The 11,952-nt window shown below is 38.8% G+C and carries 9 protein-coding genes; 3 read left to right on the plus strand and 6 right to left on the minus strand.

Annotated elements, in window-relative coordinates:
* Positions 1-133 precede the first annotated feature (133 nt).
* On the plus strand, positions 134-1,459 hold the full coding sequence (locus tag RWP19_RS04815; RefSeq protein WP_314356680.1) for an FAD-containing oxidoreductase: 1,326 nt from the start codon (positions 134-136) through the stop codon (positions 1,457-1,459).
* Between the two features lie 195 nt (positions 1,460-1,654).
* Here the strand turns inward: RWP19_RS04815 and RWP19_RS04820 are convergent, their stop codons facing one another.
* Together RWP19_RS04820 and RWP19_RS04825 are read right to left on the minus strand one after the other, a co-directional pair.
* Entirely contained in the window at positions 1,655-2,182 is a 528-nt protein-coding gene (locus tag RWP19_RS04820) for an ECF transporter S component (protein ID WP_314356681.1), read from the minus strand.
* 175 nt (positions 2,183-2,357) lie between these two features.
* On the minus strand, positions 2,358-4,532 hold the full coding sequence (locus RWP19_RS04825; protein WP_314356682.1) for a heavy metal translocating P-type ATPase: 2,175 nt from the start codon (positions 4,530-4,532) through the stop codon (positions 2,358-2,360).
* A gap of 337 nt (positions 4,533-4,869) precedes the next feature.
* Between RWP19_RS04825 and RWP19_RS04830 the strand changes: the two genes are divergently transcribed.
* Positions 4,870-5,523, plus strand: a complete 654-nt coding sequence (locus tag RWP19_RS04830; RefSeq protein WP_314356683.1) for a YigZ family protein — start codon at positions 4,870-4,872, stop codon at positions 5,521-5,523.
* Positions 5,524-5,546: 23 nt separating this feature from the next.
* On the opposite strand, the gene RWP19_RS04835 is transcribed toward RWP19_RS04830, so the two are convergent.
* Positions 5,547-5,735 (minus strand): hypothetical protein, encoded by a 189-nt coding sequence (locus tag RWP19_RS04835; protein WP_295209091.1) that lies wholly within the window; start codon positions 5,733-5,735, stop codon positions 5,547-5,549.
* A 196-nt stretch (positions 5,736-5,931) separates the two neighbouring features.
* Between RWP19_RS04835 and RWP19_RS04840 the strand changes: the two genes are divergently transcribed.
* Entirely contained in the window at positions 5,932-6,822 is an 891-nt protein-coding gene (locus tag RWP19_RS04840) for a LysR family transcriptional regulator (protein ID WP_295209092.1), read from the plus strand.
* Positions 6,823-7,029: 207 nt separating this feature from the next.
* Here RWP19_RS04840 and RWP19_RS04845 read toward each other — a convergent pair whose 3' ends face one another.
* From RWP19_RS04845 to carB, 3 genes are read right to left on the minus strand one after another with little or no spacing between them, the layout of a single operon-like run.
* Positions 7,030-7,980, minus strand: coding sequence for a dihydroorotate dehydrogenase (locus RWP19_RS04845; protein ID WP_314356684.1), 951 nt, complete (start codon positions 7,978-7,980; stop codon positions 7,030-7,032).
* Entirely contained in the window at positions 7,980-8,747 is a 768-nt protein-coding gene (locus tag RWP19_RS04850) for a dihydroorotate dehydrogenase electron transfer subunit (RefSeq protein WP_314356685.1), read from the minus strand. The genes RWP19_RS04845 and RWP19_RS04850 overlap by 1 nt, the downstream gene beginning before the upstream one ends.
* A gap of 4 nt (positions 8,748-8,751) precedes the next feature.
* Positions 8,752-11,952 carry a carbamoyl-phosphate synthase large subunit gene (gene carB / locus RWP19_RS04855; RefSeq protein ID WP_314356686.1) on the minus strand — a complete coding sequence of 1,067 codons (3,201 nt, stop codon included), beginning with the start codon at positions 11,950-11,952 and terminating at the stop codon, positions 8,752-8,754.

Consider the following 11,952-nt stretch of genomic DNA (forward strand, 5'->3'; position numbering starts at 1 on the left):
AAAAGATGTGTCAAGTAGAAATACTTAACATCTAAATTATAGAGAATTATTTTCATATTTTACTTTTATATCTACTGTAATATGCTATAATAAATATATCTAACATTTTCAATATAAAAACAGGAGGTATTGTATGAATACCAAACATTATGATCTTATTGTCCTAGGTTTTGGCAAAGCCGGTAAAACATTAGCAGCTAAATTTGGCTCCATGGGCAAAGCCGTAGCTATGATTGAAGAAAACCCACTCATGTATGGTGGCACATGTATTAATATCGCATGTATACCTACCAAGACGATGATTATAGCCGCATCAAAAGGATTATCTTACGATCAAGTATTAAACCAACGCGAGGTAGTTACATCTCGTTTACGCAATAAAAACTTCGCTATGTTAGACACTAATGAACATATCGATGTATATACTGGACATGGTGAATTCATTAGTAATAAAGAAATCGCCGTTACAGCTGGGGAAGATAAAATCATCTTATCTGGTGAAACAATTATTATTAACACTGGTGCTGTAGCGATTAAGCCTAACATTGATGGCATCGACACAGCAACAGGCTTCTATAATAGCACAGAAATCCAACAATTATCGCCTCAACCAAGTACACTAGGCGTTATCGGTGCTGGTCCTATCGGCCTTGAATTTGCCAGCCTATATGCTAAACTAGGTACAAAGGTAACCGTATTCAATATTGAATCTAGCATCTTAAAACGGGAGGAACCGATTGTACAAGAATTAGCTAACGAGTACTTGACTGAGCAAGGTATTACTATTCTTAACGATGTAACATTAAACTCTGTATCTAATGATGGCAACAAACCTGTTATTACTGCAAATAGTCAAAACTATACGTTTGATGCTGTTTTATATGCTACAGGTCGCAAACCAAATACAGCTAACATCGGTTTAGAAAATACGGATATTACTACTAACGAACGCGGTGCTATCGTAGTGAATGATACGTGTGAAAGCTCCGTTTCTAGCGTATATGCAGTAGGCGATGTAAATGGTGGTCCTCAATTTACGTATATTTCTCTCGATGACTTCCGCATTGTATTTGGTGCTCTTACAGGTAATGGCCAATACACATTAAAAGATCGCAAAAATATTCCTTACACAACATTCTTAACACCTCCACTGGCTCGTGTAGGTCTCACAGAAGAAGATGCTATCAACAAAGGATATACAGTTAAAACTAAAGAAATGCTCGTAGCTACCATGCCAAGAGCTCATGTAAACGACTATTTAAAAGGTGCTTTTAAAATTGTAGTAAATGCAGATAACGATTTAATCCTCGGTGCTACACTTTATTCTCAAGGTGCTGAAGAGTTGATTAATCTCATTAAAATGGCTATGGATAACAACATTCCATATACATATTTCAAAAATCAAATCTTCACACATCCTACCATGGCAGAAAACCTAAACGACCTTTGTAACTTTTAATGCCATAAACAAAATCAATAAACAAATGATGTAAAACGAAAAGAAAAGGACGCTCATTAGTTAATATATATGCTAATGAGCGCCCTTTTACTATTTAGAAAATTAAGGTGCGATTTATATCCCCTGACTTGAGATACTACAGATTATAATGACAATATTCTACTATATCCATTCCAAGAATATAACCATACTCCATTATTTTTTTGTAAATAGTCTACGTACTACCTTTTGTAATTTTGGTGTCAATATAATAGCCACCACAATACCTGCAGCACTTGTAATCAAGGAGTATTGAATTTTGCTAGCTGCTACGGCTGCACTTTCAAGAACAAACCACCATGCTAAGAAATAGCCAAATGCAGTCCAAATTGTACCAATAATAAGAGCAATCAAAATGCGTGTAACGGATGCTGTCGGCTTTGTAATGGATGGAGGCAAGTAACCTGCTGTCATACCACCTACAATAAAACCTGCAATACCTTTAATAAAGAAAGAGAATATAATGTATTGCGTATGTCCACCAAAAAGATCAAATAATGCGGAACCAATAGCAGCACCTAAACCACCATATAAACCACCAAAGAGAATAGATGTGGTAAAGAGAGCAGCGGAACCTAAATGAACCATGGCCCCACCTGGTATTTCAATGCGAATCGTTGTTGCTACTGCACATAGGGCAGCAATAAATCCAATATATACAATATCGCGCGTGTTTAATTTCATAATCTAGCTCCTCTCTTTTAGCTGAATAACTATATTTAGTATAACAAATCTCACTCAGTCTAAAAACACCGATTTCGCAGGAATTAAATAACAAAGCACCTATACCATGGTATAGGTGCTTTATAAACTTTAATCAACTCTATCAAATATTATATGTTATGAGATACAAGTTAAATTAAATCTTAGCTCGTTTCAAACGTAAAGAGTTACTTACAACTGTTACTGAGCTAAATGCCATTGCTGTACCTGCAATCATAGGATTTAATGCACCGATAGCAGCCAATGGAATACCAATGCAGTTAAAGATCAATGCCCAGAATAGATTTTGTTTAATATTAGTCATAGTCTTACGACTGAGGCGTACTGCTTGTACTAATGTGTGTAAATCATTTCTTACAAGAACGATATCTGCTGCCTCTACGGCAATATCTGTACCACTACCGATAGCAAAACCAATATCTGCCGTTACAAGAGCTGGTGCATCATTGATACCATCACCAACCATGCCCACTACCAGACCTTTATCTTGTAACTCTTTTACCTTGCTAGCTTTATCTTGAGGCAAGACTTCTGCAATAACGTGAGTAATACCTGCTTGTTTAGCAATATATTGAGCTGTACGACGATTATCACCGGTAAGCATCCACACATCGATACCTTGAGACTGTAATTCTTTTACAACCTCAATAGTTTCAGGACGTAATTCATCTTCTACAGCCCATAATGCACTGATGACACCATCTACAGCGAGAACAGACACGGAAGCACCCTGTTCTTCATAGTGTAGAATATCATCTTGTACTTTACTTAAATCATAGCCTAATTCAGACATCCACCGACTATGACCAAGTTGTACAGATACACCTTGATAAGCACCTTGCAAACCTTTACCAGGAACATCACCAAAGCTTTCTAATTCTATAGCTTTACCTTTATAACCATGATCTTCGCCATAATAAACCATGGCCTTAGCAATTGGATGAGATGTACCACTTTCAAGGGCCATCATAAGGGACATATTTCTACTTTCATCACCATTATAGTTCTTGAAAGCCGTTACATCGAGAACACCTTGTGTAAGAGTGCCAGTTTTATCCATAACGATGGCATCGAGTTTACCAGCTTTTTCAAGATATTCCGCACTCTTGATGAGAACACCATGCTCCGCACCTACCCCAGAGCCTACCATAATAGATGTTGGTGTAGCGAGCCCCAGTGCACAAGGACAAGCGATAACAAGCACTGCTGTAGCATTAATGAGAGCTACATTAATAGAGTCGCCCATAATGAAGTACCATACGAGGCCGGTCAAAACAGCAAGGCCGATAACAGTAGGCACGAAGTATTGAGCTACGATATCTGCAATACGTTGAATGCTTGCTTTAGAGGTTTGCGCTTCCTCTACGACCTTGATGATTTGAGAGAGCATTGTATCGGAGCCGATACGTTTTGCTTCCATTGTGAAAGCACCGCTCAAGTTAATAGTCGCCCCGATAACATCAGATCCCACTTGTTTTTCTACAGGCAAGCTTTCACCGGTAAGCATAGCTTCGTCTACAGTAGTATAGCCTTCAGTAATAGTACCATCGACTGGAATTTTTTCACCTGCCCGAACTTGTAAGATATCACCTGCTACAACCTTAGATGTAGGAATATCTACAAACTCACCATCACGCAATACATGGGCTGTTGCTGGTTGCAAGGCAATCAATTTTTGAAGTGCTTCAGAGGTACGCCCCTTAGCTATTTCTTCTAACAGCTTGCCAAGAAGAATAAATGTAATGAGCCAAGCAGAGGTTTCAAAGTAAATGCCCTGAGGCCCAAGTTCTGGATGGAACTGCCAGTTAAAAATACTAAATAGATAAGCAACAGTCGTACCCATTACAACGAGAACATCCATGGTAAGGGCACCATTCTTCACCGCACTCCACGCACTCTTATAGAACATAAGGCCCGGACCGAACTGAGCAATGGTAGCAAGAATGAACTCTACCCATACTGGCAACGCTTGAATGCCAAAGCGATGTAATGTCATATTAATCATCATCGGTATAGCCATACAAGCAGCAATGATAAGACGTGTAATATGAGGTTTTAAATTAACCTTTTCTATTTCTTGTTTTGTTTCATCTGCCTCTGCAGCACCAAAACCAATATTCGTAATGGCATCAATAATTTGTTGTGCTTCTACATTAGAGCCGTCTTTGTATTCAACGCTGCCCTTACGAGTGAGTAGATTAACCTTTACAGATTCTACGCCATCAATCTTGGAAACAACATTTTCAACCCGTTTTACACAAGCAGCACAGTGCATACCTGTAATATCAAACTCTTGTTTCTTCTTGCTCATAGTGTCACTTCTTTCTACCTGAATCTTCAAAAATATGCGTTCATATATATCCATGTAAATTACAATCTAATAACAGATATATCATACATCGCTAACAAAGTATTTTATAAACAAATATCATCTAATTGATAAACACTTTTACATGAGTATTCATTCATGCATCTACAATTAATAATAACATAAATTCTCATTAAGTCAATATCCTACCAAATATAGAGGTATATTCCGTTTTTCTAGGGGAATAAACCTTTTAACACCTATACATTGAATGAAAAAATAGATTATAATAAAGTGATGATGAATAAACATAAACGTCAATTCAAAAGGAGGTGAATCTATGTGTGAATCAATAAGCCCTATAGTAGAATTTACTTCAATATCGAAGGAATTTCGCCATGAATATATTGTTGAGAAATCACGTTTTATCACAACAATATGCCCTTGTTCTACGGAAGAAGAGGCACAAGCTTTTATTAACCGCATCAACAAAGAATATTGGGATGCACGCCATAATTGTACAGCCTTTGCTTTAGGACCAAAACAAGAACAACAACGGTCTTCTGACAATGGAGAGCCATCTGGTACCGCAGGAAAACCTATGTTAGAAGTACTCAAAAAAACCGGTATTACCAACGTAGCTGTCGTAGTAACGCGCTATTTTGGAGGTATCAAACTAGGCGCAGGTGGTTTGATTCGCGCATACTCACACTCCGTTGCAGAAACCTTACGTCTTGCCCCTAAAGAACTACACACAACACGAACACAACTGCAAACAACCATAGACTATTCACTATATGGTGCGGTAGAAAGATATGTGCAAGATCAAAAACTACATTATGAAGCAAGCTTTGGCGAACACGTGGATATAACACTCCTTATACCACCTACTGATGTAGATCACATACAAAAAGAGCTCCAAGACATGAGTCATGGAGCTGCTACTTGTACTATATTAAATTCTATTGAAGTGGTACTACCACTAGATATATAATCTAGCCAGTATTCACCAAGCAATTAATTGTCGCTATGAACTAATCCACTTACGCCTTGACCAAGTTCATGACGTTTTTCTGTAGTTAAAGGATGAGGCCACACGCGTTCTAATTGTTTTTTACGACTAAGACCTGTATTATGTGCAGTCATTAATCTACGTGCTTCCCAGTTACGAATTGCTTTGCTTAATGTTCTTTTTACTACGCCCATGATAGTACCTACTTTCTTAATCACTGTTATTATATTAATAATTGTAATAAGAATAGAAAGTTTATTTTAAACACATTTCTCTTTCTCTTACCTTTATTAATATAGTATATATACTATTCGATCAAATGTGAAATTACTCTTACTTAGTTCGTTATAAATTTTATTTATCTTATTTTGTGTATAATAGGGAGATTCTATGGATACATCTTACTACCACAATTTTATTACCCTCGTTCAAACGGGCAATATGACGCAGGCCGCAGAGATTCTTCATATTACACAACCGGCTTTAAGTAAACAATTAAAATATTTAGAAGCTGAATTTGGAGCTCAACTCATCAATATCAAGCGCGGTCAACGAGGTTCAAATTTACAACTGACTGACGCTGGTAAGATTTTTTATGAAAAAGCTCAACAATTATGCTCTATTGAAGAATCTACATATAATGCCGTACAACAGTTAAATTCACGCATTGAAGGCACATTGCGAATTGCTACTTCTGCGTCTCGTTCCACACCAATCGTACAACAATATTTACCAGCCTTTTCCATGAAATACCCATCAGTACATTTCGAAATCTATGAAGGATTAATGACTAATGTGGTAAATCAACTTATTAATGGTAATGCTGAGCTGGGAATTGCAAATATCCAAATGGTAGATACTGACAAATTTGATATTCTTCTTACCCAAGAAGAACACCTATATGCTATTTTCCGCCGTGACGTATTCTGGATAGATCGTGAACATGATACTATCACTTGGGATGATATCAAAAAATGCCCATTATCCCTCTCCGGCGGCTCTGTGCGAATGATTATGCAATCTAGCTTGACAGATATGGACCAACTCAATGCGGTCGCTATTACTACAACTAAGAGTTCTGCCATCGAATGGGCATCCTCTGGTAGAACCGTATCTTTAGTTCCTATGGATGGCAAAGAACTCATTAATCATCGTAAAATGGCCCGCATTAAATTACCAGAATTCTCTGGAGATTTCAAAAAAGCATTTATTACCCTCAAAGGACATGCTTTATCTCCGGTAGCACAGCAATTTATTGATTTCTATAAAGCATATGTATAATTAAAGTTCTACATATGATTACTATTATGATATCAACAGTTTCCACGATTGGCACCTACGCTATGTTATATACCAATACAATACATAAGAAAAGACCTAGTACATTATGTACTAGGTCTATTCTTTATCATCTTAATATGTATGGTAAGCCATCTAATATGCACAAGTAAACTTTTAATCGTTACATTTACTAGCTACAAACTATTACTACCCTTGATGTACAGCACCTACTATATCAGTAATACTATTAAGATTATATTGTTCCACATAATCGCCCATTTCACGAGCAATACGAGAAATCGCCGTCGGATCCACCATTGTAGCAACCCCAACTTGAACGGCTTGTGCACCAGCCATCATAAATTCAATTGCATCAGTGCCTGTCATAATGCCACCAAGACCCATAATAGGAATATCGACCCCTTTATACACTTGGTGCACCATGCGGAGCGCAACCGGTTTAACAGCTGGTCCAGATAAACCACCATAAATATTACCCAATACAGGTTTACGACGATGGATATCGATAGCCATACCAAGAATGGTATTAATGAGACTGACCCCATCACCGCCACCAGCTTCTACAGCTTTTGCGATTTCCACAATATCCGTAACATTTGGTGAAAGTTTTACAATAACGGGTTTATCTGTTACTTTACGAACCGCTTTTGTTACCTGTTCTACTACCTTTGGATCTATACCAAAAGCCATGCCTTCACAGGCAACATTTGGACAAGATACATTAACTTCAAGGCCTGCAATACCATCTACAGATAGTGTTTCTGCCATCCATGCAAATTCCTCTACCGTACCAGCAGACATATTCGCTAGCAATGGTACATCATATTTCTTGAGGTCTGGCAAAATATCTGTAACAAAGTGTTCTGCCCCTGGATTTTCAAGTCCAATACAGTTTAATACACCAGATGGTGTTTCTGCAATACGAGTTCCTGGATTACCATGACGACCTTTAGGCGTTAATCCCTTTACAGAAATAGCACCTACTTCATTACTAAGGTCTAAATAACCAGCATACTCAGGACCATTACCAAAGGTACCCGATGCAGCGATAATAGGATTTTTCATCTTAATCCCGCAATAATCTACAGCAAGCGTTGGATTAGGCGTAACGGTGTTATTTAAATCGCGTTCACTCATTAAAAGAACACCTCCTCAGCTGGGAATACAGGACCATCTTTACAAACTTTATAACGTTTGCCACCAGCACCATCACAAGCGCAGCCTAAGCAACCGCCTGTACCACATCCCATGCGTTCTTCAAGAGATACTTGGCATGGTACATTGAGCTCTTTAGCAACTTGTGCGACACCCTTCATCATCGGTGTAGGACCACAAGTCATAACAGATGTGAACGTATTAGCGTTAATAAGTTCGGGCATGATCGCTGTAGGGAAACCTTTTGTACCTACACTACCATCATCAGTAGTGATATGCACCTCTACAGACATATCTTTGAATAAGTCTGCCCAGAAGGTTTCACTTTCATTTCTAAAGCCCAAAATAACTTGTGCTTCTTCACCGTTTTGCAAGTGAGACGCGATACATAGCATCGGTGCAATACCAACACCACCACCAACGAGTAGCATATTATTAGATGTTACAAATGGTTCACCCAAAGGTCCTAAACAATCTAATGTATCACCAGGCACGAGACGTGTCATAATTTCAGTCCCCTTGCCTACGACGCGATACAAAAGGGTAATAGTCCCCTTTTGTGCATCGAATCCAGCATAGCTGATAGGGCGACGCAATAATGGCGCCGTAGAGTTCGCTACGCGAACATTACAAAACTGACCTACCTTTGCTTCTGCTGCCTGTTTTGGTGCATGAATATCCATAATCCACACATCAGAGCCTATTTGCTTATTGCGAACGACTTCGCCCTGTTCTACATAGCCACTCATGGTTTTACTCCAATTCAAAATCTTGTAATGCTTCTACATTGTAGTTCGCATCATCTTTACGGTTTGCTACAACGCGCAATACTTCGCGAGCTGTATCAAGACTTGTTAAGCATGGTGTACCCATTTCTACAGCAAGACGACGCAATTGGAAGCCTTCACGTTCAGGACGTTTACCTGCAGTCAATGTATTAAGTACAAGATCAACTTTGTCTTGACGAATGTGGTCAGCACAGTTGTCATCACCTTCAGAGATTTTGTTAACTACCTTGCAGTCAACGCCATGTTCTTTGAAGTATTTACCAGTACCACCAGTTGCTTCAATGTGGTAGCCCAATTCAATAAAGCCTTTTGCTAATTGACTAGCTTCCTCTTTATCGCGATCTGCAACAGTCATAAGGATTGTACCATCTTCTGGGATACGCATGTTAGCACCATTGATTGCTTTAAACAAAGCTTCAGAATATGTGCGACCAATACCCATAACTTCACCAGTAGATTTCATTTCTGGTCCAAGAGCAATTTCTACAAGGCCCATTTTGGAGAAAGAGAATACAGGTGCTTTTACAGCTACATATGGTTTGTTAGGTACAAGACCAAGTGGCAAGCCTAATTCTTTTAAGCTTTCACCAAGGGCAATTCGTGTTGCACATTCAACCATATTGATACCTGTAACCTTAGAAATGAATGGTACAGTACGGCTAGAACGTGGGTTAACTTCGATAACATTAAGTTCCCCATCAGCCACGATATATTGAATATTAAGAACACCTTTAACATTAAGGCCAATTGCAATACGGCGTGTATAATCAACAATTTGATCGATAATTTCTTGACTTAAATGTTGCGCTGGATAAACGGCCATGGAGTCACCAGAGTGAACACCGGCGCGTTCGATTTGTTCCATAATGCCAGGGATACAAACATCAGTACCATCGGAAATAGCGTCAACCTCTACCTCCATACCAACCATGTAACGGTCGATAAGTACTGGATGTTCCTTAGATGCTACTACGGCTTCCTTCATGTATACATCGAGTTCTTTATCGTTGTATACGATTTCCATAGCACGACCGCCCAATACATAAGAAGGACGAACGATTAATGGATATTTTAAGTTTTTAGCAGCCGCTTGCGCTTCTTCATCAGAAGTTACAAGAGCACCTACAGGACGAGGAATACCAAGTTTTGCCAATAATTCATCAAAACGTTCACGGTCTTCTGCCATGTCGATGCTATCTACGGATGTGCCAAGAATTTTTACACCGCGCTTAGCCAACGGACCCGCTAAGTTGATAGCTGTTTGACCACCAAATTGAGCAATAACACCAGCTGGTTTTTCTTTATCAATGATTTCCATTACATCGTCCACAGTTAATGGTTCGAAGTACAAGGAATCAGAAATATCAAAGTCTGTGGACACTGTTTCTGGGTTATTGTTGATCATAATGGATTGGTAACCCGCTTTACGAAGTGCCCAAGAGGAATGTACAGAGCAGTAGTCAAACTCTACACCTTGACCGATACGAATTGGACCAGAACCAAGTACTACAACGGATTTTTCACCTAATGGTTTAACTTCGTCTTCTTGTGCATAAGCACTATAATAGTATGGTGTTTTAGATTCGAATTCTGCAGCACATGTATCTACATATTTATATGTTGGAAGAATATTCCATTCTTTGCGTTTTGCACGAACGTCTTCTACAGTTGTATTAGCATAACGAGCAATAACAGAATCAGTAAAGGAATAACGTTTTGCTTTGCGCAATACCTCTTCTGTTAAGCCATGTTCTGCCAATGCTTTTTCAACATTAACAATATTTTTGATTTTTTCAATAAAGAATGTATCAATTTTTGTAATGTAATGGATTTTTTCTACACTAATACCCTTGCGAAGTGCTTCTGCTACAACATAGATACGTTCATCATCTACTAAATGCAAACGTTCAATCAATTGTTCCATGGACTCATGAGCGATTTTCTTAAGCTCAATATGATCTAAACCAATTTCCAAAGAACGAATTGCTTTGAGCAAAGACCCTTCTAAAGAACGGTCGATAGCCATAACTTCACCAGTAGCCTTCATTTGAGTGCCCAATGTACGGTCAGCCAAATTGAATTTTTCAAATGGCCAACGTGGGAACTTAGTTACTACATAGTCAAGTGTCGGTTCGAAGCAAGCTTTTGTTTCACCAGTTACAGCATTTGTAATTTGGTCTAATGTCATACCTACTGCAATTTTTGCAGCTACCTTTGCAATTGGATAACCGGTTGCTTTAGATGCTAATGCAGAAGAACGAGATACACGAGGATTTACTTCGATAACGATATATTCGTTGCTATCTGGATTCAATGCATATTGTACGTTACAACCACCTTCGATTTTCAAGTACCGAATGATATCAACAGATGCCGTACGAAGCATTTGGTATTGAATATCGTTCAATGTTTGGCTTGGTGCTACAACGATAGAGTCACCAGTATGTACACCTACAGGATCGATATTCTCCATGTTACATACGATGATACAGTTATCTGCACTATCGCGCATGACTTCGTATTCGATTTCTTTCCAACCTGCCACAGAACGTTCTGCCAAGATTTGGTGGATTGGTGAAAGTTTTAAACCACGACGAGTGATTTCATACATTTCATCTTCGTTATGTGCAATACCACCACCAGTACCGCCCAATGTGTATGCAGGGCGAATGATAATAGGATAACCGATACGATTTGCGAAAGCTACAGCTTCTTCAAGGTCATTGAAGATATCAGATTCAGGAACTGGTTGATTGATTTCCTTCATTGCTTCCTTGAAGAGTTCACGGTCTTCTGCATGTTTAATAGCTTCTAGTGTTGTACCAAGCAATTTAACACCATACTCTTCGAGTACACCTGCTTCGGATAATTGAACGGCCATATTTAGACCTACTTGGCCACCCAATGTTGCCAATAAGCCCCAAGGGCGTTCTTTTTTAATAACTTCTGTTACGAATTCAAGGCTAATAGGTTCTACATATACACGGTCTGCAATATCTGTATCTGTCATGATTGTTGCAGGGTTAGAGTTAACCAATACTACCTTGTAGCCTTCTTCACGAAGGGAACGGCACGCTTGTGTACCAGCATAGTCAAACTCTGCTGCTTGGCCGATAATAATTGGACCAGAACCAATTACGAGTACTTTTTTTGCTTCTGTGGTCAT

The organism is uncultured Veillonella sp. (assembly GCF_963522475.1).
In the GTDB taxonomy this organism is placed as follows: Bacteria; Bacillota; Negativicutes; order Veillonellales; family Veillonellaceae; genus Veillonella.